The sequence below is a fragment of the Cellulosimicrobium sp. PMB13 genome, assembly GCF_051294865.1.
Classification (GTDB): domain Bacteria; phylum Actinomycetota; class Actinomycetes; order Actinomycetales; family Cellulomonadaceae; genus Cellulosimicrobium.
In genome coordinates this window covers 2,364,013-2,389,052 of record NZ_CP145910.1, presented here as the reverse complement: position 1 = coordinate 2,389,052, position 25,040 = coordinate 2,364,013, and the positions used below count along the sequence as shown (strand labels likewise).

General features: G+C 71.2%; 21 protein-coding genes. 4 read left to right on the top strand and 17 right to left on the bottom strand.

Going from position 1 to position 25,040, the window contains the following annotated elements; all coding sequences use genetic code 11:
* Positions 1 to 27: 27 nt before the first annotated feature.
* The 12 genes from V5D56_RS10755 to V5D56_RS10700 all read right to left on the bottom strand — a co-directional run bounded on the left by V5D56_RS10755 (position 28) and on the right by V5D56_RS10700 (position 14,877).
* Positions 28 to 1,860, bottom strand: a complete 1,833-nt coding sequence (locus V5D56_RS10755; protein ID WP_435735343.1) for an ABC transporter ATP-binding protein — start codon at positions 1,858 to 1,860, stop codon at positions 28 to 30.
* A complete protein-coding gene (locus V5D56_RS10750; protein ID WP_435735342.1) occupies positions 1,860 to 2,858 on the bottom strand; it encodes an ABC transporter permease in 999 nt (332 codons plus the stop codon). The genes V5D56_RS10755 and V5D56_RS10750 overlap by 1 nt, the downstream gene beginning before the upstream one ends.
* Before the next feature lie 114 nt (positions 2,859 to 2,972).
* Positions 2,973 to 4,493, bottom strand: coding sequence for an ABC transporter permease (locus tag V5D56_RS10745; protein ID WP_435735341.1), 1,521 nt, complete (start codon positions 4,491 to 4,493; stop codon positions 2,973 to 2,975).
* Between the two features lie 198 nt (positions 4,494 to 4,691).
* Complete coding sequence (locus V5D56_RS10740; protein ID WP_435735340.1) at positions 4,692 to 6,497, bottom strand: ABC transporter substrate-binding protein; 1,806 nt, start codon at positions 6,495 to 6,497, stop codon at positions 4,692 to 4,694.
* A 336-nt stretch (positions 6,498 to 6,833) separates the two neighbouring features.
* Positions 6,834 to 8,102 (bottom strand): DUF6357 family protein, encoded by a 1,269-nt coding sequence (locus V5D56_RS10735; protein ID WP_435735339.1) that lies wholly within the window; start codon positions 8,100 to 8,102, stop codon positions 6,834 to 6,836.
* A gap of 90 nt (positions 8,103 to 8,192) precedes the next feature.
* Positions 8,193 to 9,272 carry a DUF4241 domain-containing protein gene (locus tag V5D56_RS10730; RefSeq protein ID WP_435735338.1) on the bottom strand — a complete coding sequence of 360 codons (1,080 nt, stop codon included), beginning with the start codon at positions 9,270 to 9,272 and terminating at the stop codon, positions 8,193 to 8,195.
* Between the two features lie 383 nt (positions 9,273 to 9,655).
* Complete coding sequence (locus V5D56_RS10725; RefSeq protein ID WP_435735337.1) at positions 9,656 to 9,808, bottom strand: hypothetical protein; 153 nt, start codon at positions 9,806 to 9,808, stop codon at positions 9,656 to 9,658.
* 82 nt (positions 9,809 to 9,890) lie between these two features.
* Positions 9,891 to 10,712: an alpha/beta fold hydrolase gene (locus tag V5D56_RS10720; protein WP_435735336.1), complete on the bottom strand. Its 822-nt coding sequence runs from the start codon at positions 10,710 to 10,712 to the stop codon at positions 9,891 to 9,893.
* Between the two features lie 56 nt (positions 10,713 to 10,768).
* Complete coding sequence (locus V5D56_RS10715; protein WP_435735335.1) at positions 10,769 to 11,221, bottom strand: hypothetical protein; 453 nt, start codon at positions 11,219 to 11,221, stop codon at positions 10,769 to 10,771.
* A gap of 32 nt (positions 11,222 to 11,253) precedes the next feature.
* Entirely contained in the window at positions 11,254 to 12,339 is a 1,086-nt protein-coding gene (gene ychF / locus V5D56_RS10710) for a redox-regulated ATPase YchF (RefSeq protein WP_435735334.1), read from the bottom strand.
* Positions 12,340 to 12,403: 64 nt separating this feature from the next.
* Positions 12,404 to 13,990, bottom strand: coding sequence for a hypothetical protein (locus tag V5D56_RS10705; RefSeq protein WP_435735333.1), 1,587 nt, complete (start codon positions 13,988 to 13,990; stop codon positions 12,404 to 12,406).
* Complete coding sequence (locus V5D56_RS10700) at positions 13,972 to 14,877, bottom strand: ABC transporter ATP-binding protein (RefSeq protein WP_435735332.1); 906 nt, start codon at positions 14,875 to 14,877, stop codon at positions 13,972 to 13,974. Before V5D56_RS10700 ends, V5D56_RS10705 begins: the two co-directional genes overlap by 19 nt.
* A gap of 132 nt (positions 14,878 to 15,009) precedes the next feature.
* Between V5D56_RS10700 and rmuC the strand changes: the two genes are divergently transcribed.
* Entirely contained in the window at positions 15,010 to 16,542 is a 1,533-nt protein-coding gene (gene rmuC, locus V5D56_RS10695; RefSeq protein WP_435735331.1) for a DNA recombination protein RmuC, read from the top strand.
* A gap of 66 nt (positions 16,543 to 16,608) precedes the next feature.
* Here rmuC and V5D56_RS10690 read toward each other — a convergent pair whose 3' ends face one another.
* Positions 16,609 to 17,715 (bottom strand): 4-hydroxy-3-methylbut-2-enyl diphosphate reductase, encoded by a 1,107-nt coding sequence (locus V5D56_RS10690; protein ID WP_435735330.1) that lies wholly within the window; start codon positions 17,713 to 17,715, stop codon positions 16,609 to 16,611.
* 180 nt (positions 17,716 to 17,895) lie between these two features.
* Between V5D56_RS10690 and xseA the strand changes: the two genes are divergently transcribed.
* From xseA to V5D56_RS10675, 3 genes are read left to right on the top strand one after another with little or no spacing between them, the layout of a single operon-like run.
* On the top strand, positions 17,896 to 19,236 hold the full coding sequence (gene xseA / locus V5D56_RS10685) for an exodeoxyribonuclease VII large subunit (protein ID WP_435735329.1): 1,341 nt from the start codon (positions 17,896 to 17,898) through the stop codon (positions 19,234 to 19,236).
* A gap of 16 nt (positions 19,237 to 19,252) precedes the next feature.
* Positions 19,253 to 19,540 (top strand): exodeoxyribonuclease VII small subunit, encoded by a 288-nt coding sequence (locus V5D56_RS10680; RefSeq protein WP_435735328.1) that lies wholly within the window; start codon positions 19,253 to 19,255, stop codon positions 19,538 to 19,540.
* Complete coding sequence (locus V5D56_RS10675) at positions 19,537 to 20,535, top strand: carbohydrate kinase family protein (protein ID WP_435735327.1); 999 nt, start codon at positions 19,537 to 19,539, stop codon at positions 20,533 to 20,535. The genes V5D56_RS10680 and V5D56_RS10675 overlap by 4 nt, the downstream gene beginning before the upstream one ends.
* Positions 20,536 to 20,568: 33 nt before the next feature.
* On the opposite strand, the gene V5D56_RS10670 is transcribed toward V5D56_RS10675, so the two are convergent.
* From V5D56_RS10670 to V5D56_RS10655, 4 genes are read right to left on the bottom strand one after another with little or no spacing between them, the layout of a single operon-like run.
* Positions 20,569 to 21,822, bottom strand: a complete 1,254-nt coding sequence (locus V5D56_RS10670) for an ABC transporter ATP-binding protein (RefSeq protein WP_435735326.1) — start codon at positions 21,820 to 21,822, stop codon at positions 20,569 to 20,571.
* A 55-nt stretch (positions 21,823 to 21,877) separates the two neighbouring features.
* Positions 21,878 to 22,729, bottom strand: coding sequence for a carbohydrate ABC transporter permease (locus V5D56_RS10665; protein WP_435735325.1), 852 nt, complete (start codon positions 22,727 to 22,729; stop codon positions 21,878 to 21,880).
* Complete coding sequence (locus V5D56_RS10660) at positions 22,730 to 23,680, bottom strand: carbohydrate ABC transporter permease (RefSeq protein WP_435739003.1); 951 nt, start codon at positions 23,678 to 23,680, stop codon at positions 22,730 to 22,732.
* A gap of 35 nt (positions 23,681 to 23,715) precedes the next feature.
* On the bottom strand, positions 23,716 to 25,008 hold the full coding sequence (locus V5D56_RS10655; protein ID WP_435735324.1) for an extracellular solute-binding protein: 1,293 nt from the start codon (positions 25,006 to 25,008) through the stop codon (positions 23,716 to 23,718).
* Positions 25,009 to 25,040: the final 32 nt, after the last annotated feature.

Below are 25,040 nucleotides of genomic sequence, written 5' to 3'. Positions count from 1 at the left end.
CGCACGTGGCGCCGGCCCGGTCGTCGGTCAGCCGGCGAAGCCGCCCATGCCGCCGCCGCGGAGGGACGCGTTGCCCTCGGGGTTCGCGGAGGGCGCCAGGGGCTCGAACGGCGTCACCGGGTCCTGCAGCTCGGTCGCCCGGTCGCCCAGCGACGCGAGGAGCGCGTGGCGCGCCTCGCGACGACGCCGCTGCTCGCCCGGCTCGGGCACCGGGGCGGCCGCGATGAGCCGCTTCGTGTACTCCTCACGCGGGTCGTGCAGCACGTCGGCGCGCAGCCCCTGCTCGACGATCCTGCCGTTCTGCAGCACCACGACGCGGTGCGCGAGCAGGTCGATCACCGCGAGGTCGTGGCTGACGAACAGGCACGCGAACTGGTACCGCTCCTGCAGGTTGGTGAACATCTGGAGGACGCTCGCCTGCACGGACACGTCGAGGGCGGACGTCGGCTCGTCCGCGACGAGCAGCTCCGGGTCGAGCGTCAGCGCGCGGGCGATGCTCACGCGCTGGCGCTGTCCGCCCGAGAGCTCGTGCGGGTAGCGGTTGAACGCGCTGCGCGGCAGCTCGACGGCGTCGAGCAGCTCGTAGACGCGCGCCTGCTGCGCCTTCGCGTCGCCGACCTGGTGGACGACGAGCGGCTCCGCGATGCAGTCCCCGACCGGCATGCGCGGGTTGAGCGACGCGGCCGGGTCCTGGAACACCACGCCGATCCGCTTACGCATGGCCTTGAGCTGCGGCTTGCTCATCCGGCCGAAGTCGTCGCCGAAGATCGACACCGACCCGCTCGCTGCCGGGATGAGTCCGAGCGCGCATCGACCGATCGTCGACTTGCCCGAGCCGGACTCGCCGACCAGGCCGACGATCTCCCCCTTGCGCACCTGGAACGACACGTCGTCGACGGCGCGGAACGGCGGCTTGCCGAGGCGCTGGTACTCGATGACGAGGTTGCGCAGGTCGAGCGCCGGGGCCTCGGACACGTCCGCGACCTGGTCGACGACGTCCTCGGTCGTGGTGCCGAACTGGCCCGGCCCCGAGCCGAGGTGCGGCACGGACCCGAGCAGACGCCTCGTGTACTCGTGCTGCGGGTGGTTGAGCACCTGCTCCGCGGTGCCCATCTCCACGAGGTCGCCCTTGAGCATCACGGCGACGCGGTCGGCCATGTCGGCCACCACGCCCATGTTGTGCGTGATGAGGAGGATGCCCGTGTTGAGCTTGTCCTTGAGCGAGCGCAGCAGGTCGAGGATCTCGGCCTGGACCGTGACGTCGAGCGCCGTGGTCGGCTCGTCGGCGATGATCACCTTCGGGTCGCAGCTGATCGCGAGGGCGATGACCACGCGCTGACGCTGACCACCCGAGAGCTCGTGCGGGTACTGCTTGAGCCGACGCTCGGGCTCAGGGATGCCGACCATGCGCAACAGCTCTGCCGCTCGCGCGTCGGCCTGCTTGCCGAACGCGATGCCGTGGAGCTGGAGGGCCTCCGAGAGCTGGTCGCCGATCGTGAGCACCGGGTTCAGCGCGGTCATCGGCTCCTGGAAGACCATGGCCACGTCGTTGCCGCGCATGCGCCGCAGGCCCCGCAGGTCGAGGTCGTTCACGACCTTGTCCCCGACGCGGATGGTCCCCGCGACCTTGGCGTTCTTGGGCAGCAGGCCGAGGGCCGTCATCGACGTGACGGACTTGCCCGAGCCGGACTCGCCCACGAGGGCGACGACCTCGCCCGGCCGCACGTCGAGCGTGATGCCCTTGACCGCGTGGACGGTGCCGAACTCGGTACCGAACCGGACGTCGAGGTCCTCGAACGACAGCACGGCGTCCGAACGGAAGCCCGCGGTGTCCTCGGCGGAGATGTCGATCGTCGTCATCAGCCCTTGCTCCTGTTCTGGCGGGGGTCGAACGCGTCACGCAGGCCGTCACCGAGGAAGTTCACCGAGAGGGCGATCGTGAGGATCATGATGCCCGGCCACCAGAAGAGCCACGGGCGCGTGGTGAACGCGTTCTGGTACTGCGAGATGAGCAGGCCGAGCGACGTGTCGGGCGCCTGCACGCCGAACCCGAGGTAGGACAGCGACGTCTCGAGGAGGATCGCGGACGCGATGGCCAGCGTCGCGGAGACGATGATGACGCCGATCGCGTTCGGCAGGATGTGCTTCGTGATGATGCGTCCCGGGCCGGTACCCACCGCGCGCGCCGCCATGACGAACTCTCGCTCGCGCAGGGACAGCACCTCGCCGCGCACGAGGCGAGCGAGGCCCGTCCACGTGACCAGGCCGAGCACGGCCGTGAGCGCCCAGATGCCACCGCCGGCCATCTTCCCGAGCACCGCCGCGAAGACGAGGAGCGGGATGATGATGAACAGGTCGGTGATGCGCATGAGCAGCGCCTCGATCCAGCCGCGGTAGTAGCCCGCGAGGGCGCCGATGAGCGTGCCGAGGAACGTGGAGATGAGACCCACGCCGAGAGCGATGATCAGCGACTGCTGCGTGCCGCGCATGACGAGCGCGAAGTAGTCCTTGCCGACGGTGTCCTGGCCGAACGGGTGCGCCCACGAGGGCCGCCCGCCGTCCACGACGGTGCCCGCGAGGGAGTAGTCGTGCGGCCACCAGCCAGGGATCGGGCCGATGCCGATCGACGTGAAGGCCACGACGAAGACGACGGCGAGCACGATGAGCGATGTCATCGCACCCTTGTGCCGGAAGAACCGCCGGCGCACGAGCTGTCCCTGGCTGTAGGACTTGTCGTCGTGCGGGTCGGACGCGACGGCGATCGCCGTCGACTTCGACCCCTCGGCGTCGATCCCCTGCACCGTGGGGATCACCTCGAAGGACTGGTCGCCCCTCTGGGCGCGGTCGTCGTTACTCATCCCGGCCTCCGGGTGTCGCTGCGCGGGGCGTGCAGGTCGTGCGCCCGCTCGTCGGTGTCTGCATGCCGGCCGTGGTCGCCGGCTGGTCCGTCGTTCGTGACGTCGTCATGCCGCTCACCGCCGGATCCGCGGGTCGAGGTAGGCGTAGGCGATGTCCGCGAGCATGTTCATGAAGATCGCCGCGATGGCCGTCACGAGGAAGAACGCCATGACGGGGTTCGGGTCGACGTTGTCGAGGCCGGTCTTGAACAGCTCACCCATGCCCTTCCACCCGAACACCGTCTCGGTGATGACCGCGCCGCCGATGAGGCCGGCGAAGTCGAACGCGACGATCGTCGTGATGGGGATGAGCGCGTTGCGGAACGCGTGCTTCGTGATCACGGCACGCTCCGACAGGCCCTTGGAGCGAGCCGTCCGCACGTAGTCCTGGCCCATGACCTCGAGCATCGACGAGCGCGTGTAGCGGCTGTACGACGCGACCGAGATCAGGGTGAGCAGGATCGTGGGCAGAAGGAGCTGCGCGCCCTTGTCGAGGAACGACTCCCAGAACCCGCCGGTGAAGTTGGGCGTCTCGGAGCCGATCGTCGAGATCGGACGGGACTTGAGGTCGAGGAAGCTCGCGAAGTGGGCCATGGCGACGTCCGCGACGATGAGGACGCTCATGATGATGCCCGTGACCGTGGACGCGAACATCGCCTGGCGGCGTGAGTACCCGCCCCACAGGTAGCCGACGAGCATCGACAGCGCGATCGCGAGCACGAAGAGCCCGACCAGGACGAGCCAGCCGCTCGGCTCCGCGAGGATCCCGGCGAAGGCGAAGTACGAGGCCACGCCGACGACGACGGTCGTGAGCGCCGCGTAGAGCACGCGGCGGTTCGCGAGGCCCGTCACGAGGGAGGTGACGAGGACCGCCGCACCGGCTCCGAAGAGGGTGACGACGACCGGGCCCATGAACGGGTTGCGGTACCAGTCGATCGCGTTGAAGACGAACATCACGACGGTCACGAAGACGAACGTCGCGCCGGCGGTCAGCAGCCGGCGCCGCAGGTCCCCGCCGAGCACGGCCTGCAGCACGAACCCGAGCAGCGCGGCGATCAGCAGGATGGCCGGTGGACTCACCAGCCCTTCGGCGATCCAGTCGTTGTAGCGGATCGCGCCGTACTCCTTGAGCAGCACCGCGGCCCAGAAGACCGGGAGCGAGAAGAAGAGGAAGGCGCCGAACGTGACGGTGTAGTCGAAGCCGGAGTACTGGCGGATCGCGGTGAGGATGCCGAGCGCGACGCCGACGATGATCGCGAGGATCGTCGCGAGGACCACGAGGCGCAACGTCGAGCTCGCGGCCTGGCCGAGGAGGACGCCGACGTCCCGGTTCGTCCGGTCGACGCCGAAGTCGCAGTTGAGGGTGACGCAGCCGAGGATGCCGCGCAGCCAGTTCCAGTAGCGGACGACGTCCGGGTCGTCGAGACCCATGAACGCCGATCGGGCAGCCATCTGTTGGTCGCGGTTCTCTGCGTTCGACTCCCGGAGATCCTCGAGGGGGTCACCCGAGTTGATCACCATGATGTACAGGAGGAATGACGCGCTGAGGAGCACCAGGAACGAGATCCCGATGCGCCGCAGGATGAATCTGAGCACGGGTTTACCCTTCAAGCCTGGCGCCGGTCGGGCGCCTGCTCCGTGTGGGACAGCAGATCACTGTATGCCACCGATGGACGTGTTCCGTCATCGCACCCGTCCGAGCACCTCTGTGGGGCAGGAGGAGGCCCTCCTGCCCCACAGGGTGCTCGGTCGGAACGAGCTCACGGAGCGTGTGCTACCGAGAGCGGGTCACGTTCAGCTGGCGCGGGCCCACTGCTCCGCGTTCCACACGACCGTGCTCTGCGTCGCGGTGTCGCGGACGTTCTGCAGGTTCGAGTTGAACGCCACGACGCCCGGGTGGGCGAACACGGGGATACCGAACAGGGTGTCCCAGAGCTGCTTCTCGATGATCTTGGTCTGCTCGAGGTGGACCTCGGGGTCGACCGACGACGCGAGGGTGTCCCACGCCTCGTCAACGACGGGGTCGCTGTACTCGCCGTAGTTCTGCGGCTGGCCCGTCGCGTAGATGTTCTGGCCCGAGGCGATCTGGCCCGAACCGGCCCACGCGAAGAGCGCGACCTCGTAGTCACCGTTCGGCAGCGTGTTGTCGAAGAAGTCGGCGGCGCCGACGTCCTGGACCTCGAAGCCGGCCTGGTCGCAGCTCGACTTGATCAGGGCGACCTGGTCGGTACGACGCGGGTTCGGCGCGGAGTAGCCGATGCGGACCGTGACGGGCGTCTGCACGCCGGCCTCGGCGATCTTCGCCTTGGCGGCGTCGATGTCGACCTCGTCGAAGCGACCGTCGTACGCAGCCTCGACGACCTCGTCGTAGTTCTCCTGGAACGGGAAGACCTCGCGGAGGTTCATGACCTCGGCGTCGGGGTTGATCGGCGCGATGAGGTTGTCGATGATCTGCTGGCGCGGGACGCACAGCGCGAACGCCTCGCGCAGCGGCAGGCTGTCGGCGAAGACGTTGCCCTCGCGGAAGTTGAAGTCGAGGTGCTCCCACGTGAGCGACGAGCCCGTGAGGACCGTGACGGAGTCGCCGATCGCCTGGAGCTGCCCGAGCGTGTCGACCGTGGCCTGCGGCTCGATGACGTCGAGGTCACCGTTCTGCAGCGCCTGGACGTGCGTGTCCGCGGCCGTGAAGCGGAAGGTCAGCTCCTTGGTCGCGGCCGGGGCGCCCCAGTACTCCTCGTTCGCGGTGAGCGTGAGGGACTGTCCGGCGGTCCAGCCGTTCTCCTTGAACGTGTACTGGCTGGACGACGGCACGAGCGCCGGGTCGGGCAGCTCGCCGGAGGCGGAGAGCCAGCCGGTGTTCCAGAACTCGGCGACGGGCGCGAGAGCGGTGTAGTCGCGGTCGCGGATCGCGGTGACGAGCTCCTCGGTCGTCATCCCGGCCTGCTCGGCGGCGACGTGCGCCGGCATCGGCGCCTCGACCTGGATCTCCCAGTCCGCGTAGACCGTCGGGTAGTCGAGCACGAACTCCTTGCCGTCCGCGTCGCCCTGCGGGCCCTCGGGGACGTACTCGCCGTAGGTCAGGCCGGAGACGTGGTTGAACAGCCCCGTCTCGGGGTCCGCCTCGCTGGGGACCGCCTGGGCGCCCCAGCTGAGCACGAAGTCGGCGACCGTGACGTCGGTGCCGTCGGACCACTTGGCGTCGTCCGCGATGGTGTACGTGACCTGCAGCGGGTCCTCGTTCGTCACCTCGTACGTGCCGAAGGTCTCGTCGTGGCAGATGGTGCCGTCGACACCGAAGTACCAGAAGCCGCCGAGGATGCGCTCGGTGACGACGCTGTTGTACGTCGAGTAGGTCTCGGGGGTCACCGAGTTGTAGCCGAGGAACTCGTCCTCGCCCACGGAGAACGAGACGTTGCCGTCAGCGGTCTCGGTGACGCCGGTGTCCTGCTTGCAGGGGTCGTCCGGGTCCACCTCGGCGGCCGCGGTGGTCTCCGTCGACTCCGCGTCGTCCTCGTTGCCTGCCGGGCTCGAGCACGCTGAGAACAGCAGTGCTCCCGTGGCCGCCACCGCGATGGCAGCGCTCGTGCGCCTGATCTTCAATGTTCCTCCTCCAAGGGATGGTGAGCACGGCCTCGGTCGTCATGTCGCCCTCGGCCGCCCCGCCGTCGCGCTGCCCGGATGTGTGCCGGTGCGCGCGGTCGGGTGACGCCCACCACGGTTTCGAGCAACGCTACCTACCAAGTTGCGCCACTTCTCCCATGTGCCCGGTTGCGGAGGGCGATCGTTACCGAGTTGATACTGGGCGGTACGACCGCGCTCCACGGGAGAAATCCCGAGGAAATCGCCCCGAAACACCCGCCGGCGTGCCGTGACGGGCATCACGTCTTCTCACGATGTGGCCGAGGAGCAAGACCGGTGTGCGATGCCCACGGGCACTCAGCTCCCGAGCTCCGCGTCGCGACGCCGGCGCGCCGCCTCGAACTCACCGACGTCCGAGGTCCAGGGACCGTGCGGCTCGAGCGCCGCGCAGCCACCGCGCACGAACGTGCTCACGAGGGCCCGGTATCCGTCGAGCCCGTCGACCAGGCAGTACTCCACCCGGTACGTCGGGCCCGAGCCGCCCACGCCCTGTGCCACCGTCGTGATGCGCGCCGCCGAGTCGGCGTAGAAGTGGAGCTGGATCCCCTCGCCCATCGACTCGTCCTCGATGGTGAACACCTGGTTTCCCGAGCCGACGCGATCCGCGACGAACTCCCAGAACTCCGTGCCGGCGGTGCGGGGACCGTCCTGGGTCCACGTCACCTCGCCGTCCTTGTCGTCGGTGAAGTTCAGCGCCGTCTTCCTCGCGCGCTCGTCGAGGTCGGGGCGGTCGCCGACGAGCTCCTCGTCGTCCTCCCACGGCGCGTTCCGTGAGCGGTCCGCTGCTTCCGAGCACATCAGGAAGCTCACCGTGCGCACCGCGTCGTCGGCGAGCTCGGGGTAGGCGCGACGCACGGCGTCGTCGACCGCCGTCGACATGCGGTCCCAGGCCCGCTTCTCCGTCGAGCGACGTCCCCGGCGCGGATCGAGGCCGATCCGCATCCCCGCGCAGGCCTGCTCCGCGACGGCGATCACGCGCAGCACCTCCGGCAGCAGGGCGGGGTCGACGGCGTCGGGCTTGCGCCGCGGGATCGTCGAACCGTGGATGTACTGGCCCGTGTAGTTCAGGACGGCGGCGTCGAGCGGCGAGAGGTGCACGCCACGACGTGCACGGTTGCGGTCTGCCACGTACTTCGCGACCCGGGGCCCGTCGGACTCCGCGGTCGCCTCGCGCAGCGCGGCGAAGATCTCGCCGCGCTCGAGCAGCTCGATGTCCGCACCGTGACCGACGAGCAGGTCCTGGCGCCAGGGGATGGTGCTGAGGAACGCCTCGACGTCGGGTGGCGACCCGAGGAGGATCGGGTCCAGCAGGGCGACCGCCGCGGGTTCGTCGAGAGGGCCCCGAGTCCCGGCGGCATCGCAGAGCGGCAGGACCGCGCACCACAGCAGCAGGTGCCGGGGCAGGTCGTCCCGGATCACCTCGAGATGAGCCTCCGAGACCGGGAAGGTGAAGGTCCGGGGCTGATGGGCCGCGTCCGCCCCAGCCCCGAGCTCGATCCTCAGCTCGCCGTCCTGGCGGACCACGTTCGGGATCCACCCGGTCCTTCGAAAGACGACCTCCCTCACGACGCCCCACCCTTCCTTCCGGCCAGCGTCCTCCGCCCGCCATGCTGCCGTGGCGGTGGTCGACGAGCTCGACCTCGTCCGTGCCGACCACTACAGGTGCGTGATCGCCCCGTCGTCGTCCTGCGTGACGAGCACCATGAAGTCGACGACGAGCTGCGCGATGTCGCCCTGGGCGTCCACGCCCCAGTACACGGGATAGCTGCCGTCGCCGTACCCGGAGTCGAGCGCAAGACCCGAGTCAGCGCCGCCGAGCGGCAGCTCGAGCGCCGCGGGTCGTGCTGCCGTGGTGAACCGGTCATATGCTGCCGCCTTCTCGCGCCGCGTCATCGCCGAGTAGCCGACGTAGTCCGCGACGACGACGCACCCCGCGTCGACGCCGACCACGTGGCCGCTGCCGGGGATGGACGCCGGGTGCCAGGCGACCGGCGTCTCGTCGCTGAAGCGCACCCGCGCGGCAGCGTTGCGTCCGAACGCCGTCACACGATCGACCGGATAGGCGCCCGGGGCGACCGTGCGGGAGAGCGGCCGGGCGTCGTCGTTGTCGTAGCCGAAGTCGAGGACCGTCAGCACCCCGCTGCTCGTGACGAGGGTGCCGATCCCGGAGACCTGCGCCCGCGAGGTCTCGCCGTCGCGTGGGCGGGTGACTTCGCGGTCCGTGAAGTTGTGCACCTCGTCCAGCCGCGCCTGCGCCTCGGGCATCTCCGTGAACGGCGCGTCGGCAGCGCAGGCCCGCACGCGTTCCTCGACGCTCGCGCGCTCGACGAACGGCTGCGCGGGATCGTCACTGTGCTGGGTGATCGCCGAGATCCTCCAGGCGCCGTCCTGCGCGTGCACCGTGTACTCGTGGATCCTCGCGAGCCGGGAGGTGCCCCGGGTCAGCACGTAGGCGACGTCCCCGTCCACGTCCGTCCGGAGGAACGTCTCCGCCTCTGGCCCGTACTCGGCGGGACTGCCGAAGGACTGCCCGAGGTCGATCGCAGACGAGTCGGTGAAGTGGTTCTGCGCCGTCTGCTTCATGAGCTCGCGCCAGAACTCGAACCGCTTCCGCCGGCTGTCGTCGTCGCGATTCTCGAACACGGGAGCGGCGATCCGCCACTGCGCGTCGTACTCGACCATGAACTCCTGCACGCGCTCCTCGGCGGGGTGAGGCGACTCGCTACCGATCGTCATGGCGGCGAGGCTACCCGCACGAGTCCTGCGGCGCCCCGGACTCCGCGATCCGTACGCGTCGCGATCCCGCCCGGTTGCTGACCGGGCTCGATGCGGCACGCCTGCGCCGGAAGGCGCCTTCTGGACCGCCGGACCGCCCGAGTTCGCCACGTACGGCTTCGAGGTGCGCACCGACCCGTCGGACCGACCGTCCGAGAGCGAGTCGGAGCATGCCGTGCGGGCCAGCGCGGGCCGGCTGCGGCTCCTCGGTCACGGCACGCTCACGACGGCGGCCGTCGCAGGGACCGAGCGGCTCGACGACGATCCCGAGGCGGACGTCGCGGTGCCGACGGGTCGGCTCGTCCTGCGTGTCCGGCGGCTGGTGTCCCGCGCGCCGTCGGTGGTCAGTCGACGGCCGGCATGCCGTCGTCGCCGAAGGTGACACCGTCCGCCTCGAGCCGTCGTCGCGTCTCCGTGTGGACGACGCCACGCTGGCGCGTGTCACGCTCGAGGAGGCCGAGGAGGGTCTCTCGCGACGTGTTCGGGTGCTGCGCCACCGCGACCCGGGCACCCCAGAACGTGTCCTGAGCGAATCGCTCGAGGACCGCGGCGCTTGGACGGTGCTCGACAGTGCTTGCGTCACCGTGGAGTCGCAGCCTCGGTGTCCGACGACAGCCACCGGCGCAGGACACTGATCCACTCGTCGAAGGCGTCGAGATGTGCATCGTGGCTCCCGGCGGACAGGTCGATCCGATCGGTCGCCGGGCGGCGCCGGACCAGCTCGTCCTTGGCGGTGTCGCTGAACATGCCATCTTGTGCGAAGACGGTGAGCGTCGGCGCCTGCAGAGCCTCCCACTCCTCCCAGCGCGGTTGGTGCACCGCCTCGATCGTGCGCTGCATGACGTCGGCGTCGAATCGGGGTCGCAGCCCCTCCGGAGTCACCTCGAGGTCGGCGATCCACGCCTCCACGAGCGCCCCCGACCCGAGGAACGCGCGCGCCGCGTCCTCGTCGGCGAACGGCACGGGCCACGACCCGAAGAACTTGCCCAGGCCGACGGCCTCCCCCGGGTCGTCGCCGGCGACATGCCCTTCGAGCATCACGAGGCGCTCGACGATGTCCGGGCGCGCCGCGGCGGTGAGGAACGCGGTGTGCGCGCCCATCGACTGGCCGACGAGCGTGCAGGGCTCTCCGGACACGATCTGCCCGACCACTGCGACGACGTCGTCCACGAAGGCCTCGCGCGACAGGTCGACCGGTCGGCGCGTGCTCAGACCGTGACCTCGCTGGTCCAGGAGAAGGACGTGGAAGGAGTCGGTGAGCGCATCTGCTGTGGGCATGAGCTCCCGTGAGCTGCCGGCGAGCCCGTGCAGGAGAAGAAGGGGCGGCCCGTCACCGCCACGATCAGTGACGGAGAGCGCCACATCGTCGCGGCGGACCGTCAGACGGAAGCCATCGGTCATGCAGTCACTTCCTTCGCCGCACGGACCAGCCCGGCCTTGCCCATCATCGATCAACGTCAGAAGTCCGAGTCAGCAAGGCCTAGCTCTCGCCATTTTGCCGTCGCCTCGTCTCTCGGCAGCCAGGCGAACTCGAAGACGCACCGGGGACCAGACCGGGTGTAGCGGACCTGCCTGCCGAAGAGGCCTCGGCGCTCCAGTCGGATGCTTGGCCCGAAGTGGTCGAGCACGCCGGCTTCCAGCTCGCGAACGGTGTACCAGCCGGGTCCGTAGTCCTCGAAGGAGCGCTCCTTGGTTCCGTCGGTCCAGACGATGACGAACCACGGCCATGGCGACGTAGACGGGAACGTGATCTCGCCTACGACGCTGGCGAGATGACCTTTCAAGACGCCGTCGATCGCGAGCGTGCCGACTCCATGATCGTAGGCGCGAAGCTGCGGATCGGGCAGGACGTACTCGGTGTCACCGGACCACTGCCGGTCTCCACGGGCTCCACCCATGCCGGCGATCATGCACGTTCTCCGCGACTGAGACCGATCTCGAGCTAGACGTTGAACCTGAACTCGACGACGTCGCCGTCTTCCATGACGTAGTCCTTGCCCTCGATGCGCGCCTTGCCCGCCGCGCGCGCCGCCTGGACCGACCCGGCCTCGACGAGGTCGTCGAACGAGACGACCTCGGCCTTGATGAAGCCGCGCTCGAAGTCCGTGTGGATGACTCCCGCCGCCTGCGGTGCGGTCCAGCCCTTGCGGATGGTCCACGCGCGGGACTCCTTGGGGCCCGCCGTGAGGTACGTCTGCAGCCCGAGGGTGCCGAAGCCGACGCGCGCGAGCTGGTCCAGCCCGGGCTCCTCCACGCCCGACTCGGCGAGCATCTCCTTCGCCTCGTCGGGCTCGAGCTCGACGAGCTCGGACTCGAACTTGGCGTCGAGGAAGATCGCCTGGGCGGGCGCCACCAGGGCGCGCAGCCGCTCCTGCATCGCGGTGTCCGCGAGGCCCGCGTCGTCCGTGTTGAAGACGAAGATGAACGGCTTCGCGGTGAGGAGCTGGAAGCTCGCGACGTCGGCGAGGTCGAGCCCCGCGTCCGCGGCGCCCTGGTACAGGGTGCGGCCGGACTCGAGGATCTGCTGCGCCTTCTTGCCCGCGTCGACGAGCGCCGGGTCGCCCTTCTTGATCTTCGCCTCCTTCTCGAGGCGCGGGAGGGACTTCTCGAGCGTCTGGAGGTCGGCGAGGATCAGCTCGGTGCTGATGGTCTCCATGTCGCCCTCGGCGTCGACCGACCCGTCCACGCGCACGACGTCCGGGTCGGAGAACACGCGGGTCACCTGGCAGATCGCGTCCGCCTCGCGGATGTTCGCGAGGAACTTGTTGCCCAGGCCCTCGCCCTCGCTCGCGCCCTTGACGATCCCGGCGATGTCGACGAACGACACGGTCGCGGGCAGGATCTTCTGGCTGCCGAAGATCTTCGCGAGCGTGTCGAGCCGCGGGTCCGGGAGCGGGACGACGCCGACGTTCGGGTCGATCGTCGCGAACGGGTAGTTCGCCGCGAGGACCTGGTTGCGCGTCAGGGCGTTGAAGAGGGTGGACTTGCCGACGTTGGGCAGGCCGACGATGCCGATAGTGAGAGCCACGGGCCACCATCCTACGGGTGAGGTGCCCCGGCTCCTCCAGGGAGGAACCGGGGCACCGGGGCGGTCAGGCGTACGACAGGACGCGCTGGAGCAGCTCGGGCGCGCGACGGTCGTAGACCTTCGCGCCCCACCGCACGCCGAGCACGAGCACCAGCACCCCGAGCGCGAGGCCGACCACGAGCGTCACCCAGCCGAGCACGGGCTGCGGCAGGACGACCGCGAGGACGCCGGGGACGAGGAACGGCAGCGTGAGCGCGAGGGTGACCACCATCGCCACCGTCTGGGCCACGAGGGTCGCCATCGCTGCGCCCTGCGGCTGCTTGAACGGGCTGTCACCGGGCTTCGGCACGGGGTAGAGCAGCCGCGCCGACGACGCGCTCGACACCCCGGCAGAGACCAGCAGGGTCCCGAGAGTCAGGCCGAGGAGTGCCGGGAGCGCGTCCCACCGCCCGGCGACCGCGACCGAGGCGAGGACGAACGCCACCGTCACCGGGACGCCGCCCGCGAGCACCGGGATGGCGCGGCCCCACCGGTCGGCGCGGCCGCTCACGCCGGTCGACACGTGCAGCGCGAACGCGGTGTGGTCATAGGCGATGTCGGCGGAGATCGCGAACCCGAGGATCCAGGCGGTGATCGGGCCCAGGATCAGGAAGACGTCCGATCCCGACCCCCCGCCCAGCACGAGGAGCACGACCGGGATGAGCGGCACGACCGCGATCGAGCCGGAGTAGCGCGGGTCGCGCAGCCAGTACGTGGTCGTGCGAGCGGCTACCGCACCGGTCGGCGTCGCCGGGAACCGTGAGAAGAACCCCAGGCCCTTGGCCTTGCCGCCCGCGCCGGACGTCGGCGGGGTGACGAGCGCTCGGGCGAGCGATCGGTCCCACACGACCCATGCGACCGCGAGGGTCGCCCCGGCCACGGCGAGGCGGGCGAGCGCGAGGCCCCACGCGCCGTCGTGCACCGCCGCGGCCAGACCCCACGGGGCGCCGAACGGTGTCCAGGCCGCGACGTCGGCGAGACGGGCGACCAGCTCGCGCACGGCGTCGCCGTCGACCGGGCCGTCGCCCATCTGGGTGGCGAACCACCCGAACGCGGGACCGACGAGCATGAGCGGCACGAAGGCCGCGATGGTCACGACCTCGCGGTACCGGCGGGACTCGAGCAGCGGGGCGAGGGCCGTCGTCGTGGCGCGGGAGCCGACGACGCACAGCGCGACCGCGAGGACCGCGCCGACGAGGGCTGCCAGGAGAGCGACCGGCGAGCGCCACCACGCGAGGGAGACGCCGAGGGCGGAGAGCGAGGTCGCGATGCCAGGGACCGACACGACGCCGGCGACCGCGAGGCCGGCGAGGAGCCGGCGCTGCGGGATGCCGAACAGGACGAACCGCTGCGGGTCGAGCGTCGCGTCGACGCCGAACGCGAAGAGCGGCACGATCCACCACGCGAGCACGACGAGGGTGCCGAGGAGGATCGCCACCGCGCCCGCGAGCTCCGGGTCGTTCGTGCCGAGGGCGACCATCCCGACGACGACCATGCTCACGATGAACAGCCCGTAGAGCGAGCCCAGCACGAACCCGATCGTCTGCCACGTGCTCCGCCGGAAGGCGTTGGCCATGAGGGTGAGCTTGAGCCTTACGAACTGCGCAACCATGCGAGGCCCTCCGAGGTCTGGCGGCCGCCGACGAGCTCCACGAAACGGTCCTCGAGGCTCTGCTCGCCGCGGACCTCGTCGACCGTCCCGGACGCGAGGACGTGGCCGCCGGCGACGACGGCGACGTGGTCGCACATGCGCTGCACGAGGTCCATGACGTGCGACGACACGACGACCGTGCCGCCGCTCGCGACGTAGCCCGCGAGGATGTCGCGGATGTTCGCCGCGGAGACGGGGTCGACGGCCTCGAACGGCTCGTCGAGGACGAGGACGCGCGGTGCGTGGATGAGGGCCGTCGCGAGAGCGACCTTCTTCGTCATGCCGGCCGAGTAGTCGACGACGAAGGTGTTCGCGTCCTTCGCGAGGTCGAGCGTCGCGAGGAGGTCGGTCGTGCGCTCGGCCACGGTGTCGCGGTCCATCCCGCGCAGCAGGCCCGCGTAGGTGATGAGCTGGGCGCCCGTGAGGCGGTCGAAGAGCCGCACGCCGTCGGGCAGGATGCCGAGCTGTCGCTTGCCCGCGACCGGGTCCGCCCACAGGTCCGTGCCGTGCACGTGCGCGCTGCCGAAGTCGGGTCGCAGCAGCCCGGTGGCCATGGACAGCGTCGTGGTCTTGCCCGCGCCGTTCGGCCCGACGAGCCCGTAGAACGAGCCGGCGGGCACGTCGAGGTCGACGCCCGCGACGGCGATCTTCTCGCCGAACCGCTTCCACAGCCCGCGCAGCGACAGCGCCGCGGACGGGTCCGGCGGCACGGCGGGCGCCTGGCCCGGCGCGTGGCCGGGGACCTGGGCCGCGGGCGGCGCGACGGGGCCGGCGGGCGGGACGACCGGCCGCGCAGTCGGAGCCGGTGTGCCGAGAGCGGCAGGTGGTTCGTGCATCGGTTCGACCATGCCGCCAACCTAACGGAGCCGCGGGCCGAGGCGCCGTGCGCTTTGTCACGAGATGCGCGCCGGCTCGCCGAGCCGCGCGGACGCCGCCGCGTGTCGGTGCCGCGTGTCGGTGCCGCGTGGGAGGGTGCGGCCATGGACTCGCCCACGCTCCTGTTCGCCGTCGGCCTCGTGCTCGGGCTCGTCGTCGGCGCAGCGCTCGTGCTCGTCGTGCGCCGCACGTCGCCCGACGGCGCGGCCGCCGAGGTCCGCCGGCTCACCGGGCTCCTCGGGCAGGCCCAGCAGGAGGCGGCCCGCGGTGCGGGGCTCGCGGAGCGCCTCGATGCGGAGCGTGCAGGGTTCGAGCGGCAGATCGCCGCGGAGCGCGAGGCGTTCGTGCGCCAGCTCGCGGCCGCGCAGCGCAGCGCCGACGAGCGGCTCGATCTCGCGCAGGCGGCGCACGAGCAGCAGGTCACCGAGCTCCAGCGCGCCGCGGAGCGCCGCGTGAACGAGGTCCAGGGCGACCACCGCCGGCTCGAGGCGCAGTTCGAGTCCCTCTCCCGGCGTGCGCTCGCCGCGACGTCGGAGCAGTTCCTCGTCCACGCGGAGGAGCGGCTGCGCCGCAGCCACGAGTCGGGGGTCGCCGAGCTCGCGAAGCGCGAGGAGGCCGTCCGCACGCTCGTCGAGCCGCTCGCGCGCTCGCTCGAGCGGATGCGCACCGAGGTCGCCACCGCCGAGCAGGCCCGGGCGGCCGGGCACGCCGCGCTCACGGAGCACCTGCGCCAGCTCTCGCAGGCGAGCGCCGACCTGCGCAGCGGGACGGAGGACCTCGTCACAGCGCTGCGCTCGTCGCAGACGCGCGGCGCGTGGGGAGAGCTGCAGCTGCGGCGGGTCGTCGAGGCGGCGGGGATGCTGTCCCGCGTCGACTTCACCGAGCAGGCGCACGTCGAGACGGAGGACGGCGCGCTGCGCCCCGACATGGTGGTGCACCTGGCGGGCGGGAAGAACGTCGTGGTCGACTCGAAGGTCGCCTTCCTCGGCTACCTCGAGGCGCAGCAGGCGACGGACCCCGCGGTGCGCGAGACGCGGCTCGACGCGCACGTGCGGCACATGGTCAAGCACGTCGACGACCTCGCGTCGAAGCGCTACTGGTCGCAGTTCAGCCCGGCGCCGGAGTTCGTCGTGATGTTCGTCCCCGCGGAGCCGTTCCTCGCCGCCGCGGTCGAGCGTCGCGGCGACCTCCTCGAGTACGCCATGCGGCGCAACGTCATCGTCGCGACGCCCATGACGCTCATGGCGCTCCTGCGGACGGTCGCGTACGCGTGGCAGCAGGACGCCGTCACCGACAACGCGCACGAGGTGCTGCGCACGGGCAAGGAGCTGCACTCGCGGCTCGTCACCACGGCCCGCCACGTGACCAAGCTCGGGCGGTCGCTGAGCGCCGCGACGAAAGACTTCAACGTGTTCGTCGGCTCGCTCGAGACGCGCGTGCTCCCCCAGGCCCGCCGCCTGGTCGACCTGAACGTGGTCGACGAGGCCGAGCGGATCGGTCAGGTCCGCGTGGTCGACGACGTCCCGCGACCGGTCACCCAGCCCGAGCTCGTCGCGGCGGCCACCGACGCGGTGGTCGCGATCGACGACCGCCCGGGCGACGACGACGAGGACCGCGGGCGCCAGGCGTTCGCCTGACACCGGGCACGTCCCCCCGCTCGTCCTCGCCGGGCGCGAGGCCGCGCCCGAGACCTCGCCGGACCGTCAGACGGGCTGGACGGACAGCGAGCGCCGGCCGCCGCGGCCCGGTCGGGCGCCCGGACCGGTGGCGCCGAGGTCCGAGCGCAGCTCGCGCGGCAGGGAGAACATGAGGTCCTCGGTCGCCGTCCGGACCTCCTGCACCTCGCCGAACCCGCGCTCGGCGAGGAAGGCGAGCACGTCGTCGACCAGGATCTCGGGAACCGAGGCGCCGGACGTCACGCCGACGGACGTCGCGCCCTCGAGCCACGCCTCGTCGATCTCCCGTGCGCGGTCCACGCGGTAGGAGGCGCGGGCGCCCGCCTGCAGCGCGACCTCGACCAGCCGCACGGAGTTCGACGAGTTCGCGGAACCCACGACGATGACGACGTCCGCGTCCGGCGCGAGCTTCTTCACGGCGACCTGGCGGTTCTGCGTCGCGTAGCAGATGTCGTCGCTCGGCGGGTCCTGGAGCGTCGGGAACTTCTCGCGCAGGCGGCGCACCGTCTCCATCGTCTCGTCGACCGAGAGCGTGGTCTGCGAGATCCAGACGACCTTGGACGGGTCGCGGACGACGACGTCGTCGACGGCTTCGGGAGAGTTGACGACCTGGACGTGGTCGGGGGCCTCGCCGGCGGTGCCCTCGACCTCCTCGTGGCCGTCGTGGCCGATGAGGAGGATGTCGTAGTCGTCCTTCGCGAAGCGCACGGCCTCCTTGTGCACCTTCGTCACGAGCGGGCACGTGGCGTCGATGGTGTCGAGGTTGCGCGCCGCGGCGGCGGCCTTGACCGCCGGGGAGACGCCGTGCGCCGAGAACACGACGCGCGCACCCTCGGGCACCTCGTCGGTCTCGTCGACGAAGACGGCGCCACGCTCGCTCAACGTCTCGACCACGAACTTGTTGTGGACGATCTCCTTGCGCACGTAGACCGGCGCGCCGTAGTGCTCGAGCGCCTTCTCGACCGCGACGACGGCACGGTCGACACCCGCGCAGTAGCCGCGAGGGGCGGCCAGCAGCACGCGCTTCCCCGAGGCGGACACGGCGCCGGCCGGCGTCGCGGGAGCAGGGGCGGTCGCGGAGGCGGACGGCGTGCTGGACGCCGTGGTGCGCGAGGTGGACGGGGTGGTGCTCACGCCCGCCAGTCTAGGTGACCCCCCGGCGTCCGCCCGAGGCGGCGGCGGGCGGACGCCGAGGCTGCGCGCGCCCTGCACAGGACCGCCACACGCTGCGACAGATGCCCCGGTCGTTTGATCCGGCACCGTGATCGGCACCGCGACACGCGCCGCGTCGGTGGCATGCGGCAGGCTGGACCCATGATCGCCTCGCTCCCGCTGCCCGACGACGCGCCGTCGGCAGGCGCGCCGCGCGCCGCGGCGTGGCACGAGATCCCCGCGCGGGCGCTCGACACGAGCGCAGAGCATCCGTGGCCCGTCCGGCTGCTCGCACGCAAGATCGAGCAGTACGTGGATCGCATGGCCCCGGTGTGGGTCGAGGGCCAGGTCGTGCAGCTCAACAGACGCCCCGGGACGTCCACGGCGTTCCTCACCCTGCGGGACACCGACCAGGACATGTCGCTCCCCGTCTCGGCGGCCGTGCGGGTCCTCGACGGGAAGCCGGTCGAGGAGGGTGCGCACGTCGTCGTGCACGCGAAGCCCGTGTTCTGGTCACGCCGTGGGACCCTCCAGCTCCAGGCCCGCGAGATCCGGCCGGTCGGCGTGGGCGAGCTGCTCGCGCGGATCGAGCACCTGCGGCGCGTCCTCGCCGCGGAAGGCCTGTTCGACGCCGGGCGCAAGGTCCCGCTCCCGTTCCTGCCGGGCGTGGTGGGCCTGGTGTGCGGGCGCGAGTCGAAGGCCGAGCACGACGTCGTCGTGAACGCGCGCGAACGCTGGCCGCAGGTGCGGTTCGAGATCCGCGAGGTCGCGGTCCAGGGCGCCCACGCGGTGCAGCAGGTGGGCGACGCGATCCGCGAGCTGGACGCGCGCCCGGAGGTCGACGTGATCGTCGTCGCGCGTGGTGGCGGGTCGGTCGAGGACCTGCTCCCGTTCTCCAACGAGACGCTCGTCCGCACGGCGGCAGCCTGCCGGACGCCCCTGGTCAGCGCGATCGGGCACGAGACCGATAGCCCCCTGCTCGACCTGGTCGCCGACCACCGGGCGTCCACGCCGACAGACGCCGCGAAGCGCATCGTCCCGGACGTCTCGGAGGAGCGCGCGCGGGTCGGACAGGCACGCTCCCGGATGCGGTCCGCGATCGAGGGCCGCGTCACGCGCGAGCAGGCGGGGCTCGACGCGGTGCGTTCCCGGCCGGTCCTCGCGTCGCCCGAGGTCATGCTCGCCGACCGGGCGGAGCGGACGGGCGCCCTGCGCGACCGTGCCCGCCGCGCCCTCGACGCGCGGCTCGTGCGTGCGGCCGGCGAGGTCGGCCGGCTCGAGGGGCAGGTGCGCGCGCTGTCGCCGGCGTCGACGCTCGAGCGCGGCTACGCCGTCGTGCAGCGGGGCGACGGCCACGTGGTGCGCTCCCCCGCCGACACCGCCGCCGGCGACGAGCTGCGCGTGCGGCTCGCCCACGGCGAGCTCTCCGCGCAGGTGCTGCGGACCGACCGCGAGGCCGCGTCCGACCCGGGCCCAGCCACCGTCCCACCGGACGGACCATGACCACGACACCGCACAGATGGGGTTCACTAGCGCCGTGACCGATTCCGACAACGCTGTCAGCCAGGACGTCGCCGGGCTCACGTACGAGCAGGCGCGCGACGAGCTCGTCCAGGTCGTCGCGCGTCTCGAGACCGGCGGCGAACCGCTCGAGGACTCGCTCGCGCTCTGGGAGCGCGGCGAGGCCCTGGCTGCCCGCTGCCAGCAGTGGCTCGACGGCGCACGCGCCCGGCTCGACGCCGCACGCGCCCGCGACGACGAGGCGACCGACGACGCACCCGACCGCACACCCGGAGGAGACCGATGAGCACGACGCCCGAGCGCACGGAGCGCGACAGCACGACCGCGCCGTCCGCGGGTTCGCCCGGCGGGGCTGCTCCCGGCGGCGGTCACGTGCTGGCTGTCGGCGAAGCGCTCATCGACGTGGTGCACCGCGCCGACGGGACCGTCGACGAGCTGCCCGGCGGGAGCCTGGCCAACGTCGCACTGACCCTCGGTCGCCTGGGCCGCGACGCGCGCCTCGTCACGTGGATCGGCGACGACGCGCACGGCACGGCGCTGCGGGGCTGGCTCGGGGAGTCCGGGGTCACGCTGACGCCGGGCAGCACGACCGCGGAGCGGACGAGCGTCGCGACCGCCCACCTCGACGAGCACGGTGCGGCGACCTACGACTTCGACCTCGAGTGGCAGGTCCCGCCGGGCACGACCGTCGACGCGGGCACGCTCGCGGTGCACACCGGGTCCATCGCCGCCGTGCTCGAACCCGGGGCGTCCGCGGTCCGCGAGCTCGTCGCCTCGGCGCGCTCGGCGGCCACGGTCACGTACGACCCGAACGCCCGGCCCGCTCTCATGGGCGACCCTGCGGAGGCGCGGCCGCGCATCGAGGCGCTCGTCACGCTCGCCGACGTGGTCAAGGTCAGCGACGAGGACCTCGCGTGGCTGGCCCCCGGCTCCGATCCCGTCGCCGTCGCCCGGGACTGGCTCGCCCTCGGCCCGGCGGTCGTCGTGGTGACGCTGGGCGGCGAGGGTGCGGTCGCGGTGACGGCGGGCGGCGAGCAGCGGGTCACGGCGCCGCGGGTCGCCGTCGTGGACACCGTCGGGGCCGGCGACTCGTTCATGGGTGCGCTGATCGACGGTCTCTGGGACGCGGACCTGCTCGGGGCGGACCGCCGCGAGGCGCTGCGCGCGATCGACAGCACCACCCTGGCCGGGCTGCTCGAGCGCTGCGTCGCGGTCGCCGCGATCACGGTCTCGCGCGCGGGCGCGAACCCGCCGCGACGCGCCGAGCTGTCGCTCGCCTGACGGCGGAGGCGGAGGCGAGCACGAAGGCGCAGGTCAGACCTGCGCCTCCTGCTTCTGCGCGCGCTCGAGCGACCGCTTGCGGTCCACGACGTTCTCCTGCTCGATCCGCTCGGCCTCGGACTCGTCGCGCGTGAGGTTCTCGCTCGTCTCGGGGTCGAAGACCATCATCTTCGTCGGGTCGAACCACAGGTCGGTCACGTCGCCGTCGCGGACGCGGGACTGCGAGTCGAGCGCGACGACGAACTGGCTGCGCTGCCCCTCGCCGTCGAGCTCGCGGTCGAGCTCGTCGAGCTTGCCCTTGACCGACTCGTGCATGTCGAACGGGACGTAGGCGTACAGCTCGGCGCCGAGCCACTCGGTCACGTCGATCTGCGCCTCGAACGTGTGCCCGCGGTCCTTCTTGGACGGGTCCACGAGACGCGCGTCCTCGAAGTGCTCGGGACGCAGCCCCACGATCACGAGGTCGCGGTCCCCCACCGCCTCGCGCACGCGGTCCGGCAGGTCGAACTCGCCGAACGGCAGCAAGATCCGTCCGCCCGACACCTCGCCCGGCAGGAAGTTCATCGGTGGCGTGCCGATGAAACCAGCGACGAAGAGGTTGACCGGTTGCTCGTAGAGGCCGCGGGGGCTCGCGACCTGCTGCAGGACGCCGCGGCGCAGCACCGCGACGCGGTCGCCGAGCGTCATGGCCTCGGTCTGGTCGTGCGTCACGTAGACGGTCGTCGTCCCGAGCCGGCGCTGCAGACGGGCGATCTCGGTGCGGGTCTGGCCGCGGAGCTTCGCGTCGAGGTTCGACAGCGGCTCGTCGAAGAGGAACGCCTTCGCGTCGCGCACGATCGCGCGACCCATCGCGACGCGCTGCCGCTGCCCGCCGGAGAGGTTCGCGGGCTTGCGGTCGAGGTGCTCGCGCAGGTCCAGCATGTCGGCCGCGCGCTCGACCTTGCCGCGGATCTCCTCCTCGGAGTGCTTGCCCTTCGCGAGCCGCAGCGGGAACGCGATGTTCTCCGCGACGGTGAGGTGCGGGTACAGCGCGTAGTTCTGGAACACCATCGCGAGGTCGCGGTCGCGCGGCGCCTTCTCGTTGACGCGCACGCCGTCGATCTCGAGGTCGCCGGCGGTGATGTCCTCGAGCCCGACGATCATGCGCAGCACCGTGGACTTCCCCGACCCGGACGGCCCGACGAGGATGACGAACTCGCCGTCGGCGATGTCGAGGTCGACCTTGTCCACGGCGAGGAAGCCGTCGCCGTAGCGCTTGACGATGTCCTTGAGGGTGATCGACGCCATCAGCTGTCTCCTCGGTGTCGGCGGGTTCGGCAGGTTCGGGGTGCGGGGGCCGTGCTCATCCCTTCACCGCCCCCTGCGTCAGACCGGAGACGATCTGGCGCTGGAAGAGGACGACGAGCACGACGACGGGGATCGTCACGACGACGGCCGCGGCGGAGATGGCCCCGGTCGGCTCCTCGAAGTACGACGCCCCCGTGAAGAAGGCGAGCGCGGCCGGGACCGGGCGGGCGGCGCTCGTGGAGGTGAGCGAGATCCCGTAGACGAAGTCGTTCCAGGCGATGAAGAACGCGATGAGCGCCGTCGTGAAGACGCCGGGTGCCGCGAGCGGCACGATCGCCTTGCGGAAGGCCTGCCACGGGGTCGCGCCGTCGACCTGCGCCGCCTGCTCCAGCTCCCAAGGGATCTGGCGGAAGAAGGCGGCCAGCGTCCAGATGGAGATCGGGAGCGTGAGCGACAGGTACGGGATGATGAGCCCGAGCCACGTGTCGTACAGGCCGATGTTGCGCCACAGGTTGAACAGCGGCGTGACGATCGCGACGACGGGGAAGATCGAGACCCCGAGCGCCGTCGTGAGGATGAGCCGCTTGCCCGGGAAGTCGAGGCGCGCGATCGCGTAGGCGCACAGCGTGGCGAGGACGACGGCGATCACCGTCGCGATGAGCGAGATGCCGATCGAGTTGCGCAGCGCGGACAGGAACAGCTCCTGCGCGGAGCCGCCCGACGCGAGGATCTGCTCGTAGTTCTCGCTGCTCCACTGCGGCGGCAGGAACGTCCCGGAGTTGATGTCGGACGACGACTTGAAGCTCGTCATGAAGATCGACAGGATCGGGAACAGGGCCCCGACGAGGACCACGACGGAGATGACGGCCCACCAGACCTTCGCCCGGGTGCTCAGCACGCTACCCATTCACTTCTCCCCTCTCGCGCCGGCCAGGTCGACCTTGAAGAGCTTGATCGCCACGAAGCAGATGAGGACGACGCACAGGAACAGCAGGACCGAGATCGCCGAGCCCATGCCGATCTGCAGCTGTCCGATCGCCGTCCGGTACGTGAGCAGCGAGAGCACCTCGGTCCCGTTCGCGCCGTTCGTCATGATGAAGACGTTGTCGAAGATGCGGAAGGCGTCGAGCGCGCGGAACAGCACGGCGACCATGATCGCCGCCTTCATGTTCGGCACGATGACGCGCGTGAACCGCTGCCACGCGGTGGCGCCGTCGACCTTCGCGGCCTCCTCGAGGTCGCCGGGCACCTGGGCCAGGCCGGCGAGGAGGAGCAGCGAGATGAAGGGCGTCGTCTTCCAGACCTCGGACGCGATGATGACGAACAGGCTCGTGCCCTGCTGCGCGAACCAGTTGAGGTCGGGGCCGACGCCCGGCACCCAGTCGAACCAGTGGTTGACGTAGCCGGACGTGATGTCGAACGCGTAGAACCACGCGAACGCCGAGACGACCGTGATGATCCCGTACGGCACGAGGATCGCCGTGCGCAGCAGGCCGCGCAGGCGCCGGATCGCGCGGTGCATGACGAGGGCGAGCGCGAACCCGAGGACCAGCTCGACCGCCACCGTCACCACGGTGATGAAGAGCGTCACGCCGAGGTCGCGCCACCAGACCGAGTCCGTGAGGATCACGACGTAGTTGTTCAGCCCCACGAAGGACCGGTCGTCCGGTGCGGTGAGCTTGTAGTTGAAGAGCGAGTCGTAGACGGCCTGGAGGATCGGGTAGAGCGTCACGGCGAGCATGACGACGAACGCGGGGCCGGCCAGGAGCCAGCCGAGCCGCGCCTCCGACCGCGCGCGGTCGCTCCGCGCCGCCTTCGCGCGGCTGTCCCGGCCCGACCCGTCGTCGCCGTCGTCGATCTCGACGTCCTTCGCACTTCCCGGGATCGTGGTGCTCACAGCAGTCGCTCCCCTCGCAGGACGGCGGTGATGAACTCGGTGGACTCCTGCGGCGTCGTCTCGGGATCGACGTCGGCCGGCGCGTACCAGGTCTGCTGCAGGCCCGTCGACACCTCGTTGTAGAACGGGGTCTGCGGACGCGGCGCCGCCTGGTCGAGCGAGTCCCGGATCACGTCGTACATCGGGAACGCCTCCTGCACGTCCGGGTCCTCGTATGCCTCGATGCTGGCCGCGGGGTTGCCGTTCGTGACGAAGTACTCGGCCTGGTTCTCGGGGCTGACGATGCACTCCGTCGCCTGGTACGCGAGGTCGGTGTGCGCACCGAACGCCCCGACGCCCAGGCTGATCCCGCCGTACGGGGGCCGGGCGTCCTCGCCCTCGACCGTCTGCGGGTACAGCGCCCAGCCGATGTCGTCGAGCAGGCCCTGGTCGAGCGACCCGGCCTCGACGGCGCCCTGGGTGGACGACCAGACGAACGGCCAGTTGACCATGAACGACCCGCGGTCCCCCTGGAAGAGGGTCAGCGAGGCCGGCTCGTCCTCGCTCGGCAGGCCCGGCCCGCCGACGCCCGAGGTCCCGATGTCGCCGATGATCCGGGCCGCCTCGGTCCCCGCCTCCGACTCGAGCCCGAGCTGGATGTCCTCCGGCGGCGCCTCGGGGTTCTCGAGGATCTTCCCGCCGGCCCCCGCGACGAGCGCGTTGATCCAGACGGTGAGCGACTCGGCCTTGGCACCCTGCACGGCGAGCAGCGCGTCCTGGTCCTGCGCGGCCTCGATGATCTGGTCCCACGTGACCGGCCCGCTCATGTCCAGGCCGGCCGCCTCCGCGACCGACTTGCGGTACCAGAGCAGCTGCGTGTTTGCCCAGAACGGGACCGCGACGAGCTCGTCCTTCCACGTCGACGCGTCGATCGCGCCCTGCACCACGTCCTGCGTCGTCGCGTCCGCGACGTCGTCGGGAACCGGGGCGAGGAAGTCGGCCTCGGCGAACTCGGCGATGAACACGGGATCGAGGCTCATGAGGTCGATCGAGGAGTCCTTCGCGGCGAGACGACGCGCGAGCTGCTCGCGCTGCGCCGCGGCGTCGCGCGGGAGGAGCTCGGTCTCGATCCGGTAGGCGCCGTCGGCTTCCTCGGTGCACGACGCCGCGATCTCGGCCTGGCCCCCCGCGTCCGGGTTGATGTACCACGTGAGGACCGGTGTCCCCTCGTCGCCCGGTCCGCACGCCGCGAGCGGTGCGAGCACCGCCAGGGCGGCGAGGGCGGCGAGCGGTCGGGTGCGTCGGCGCACGTCGGGCTCCCTTCGTCGCGAGGTCGAGATGT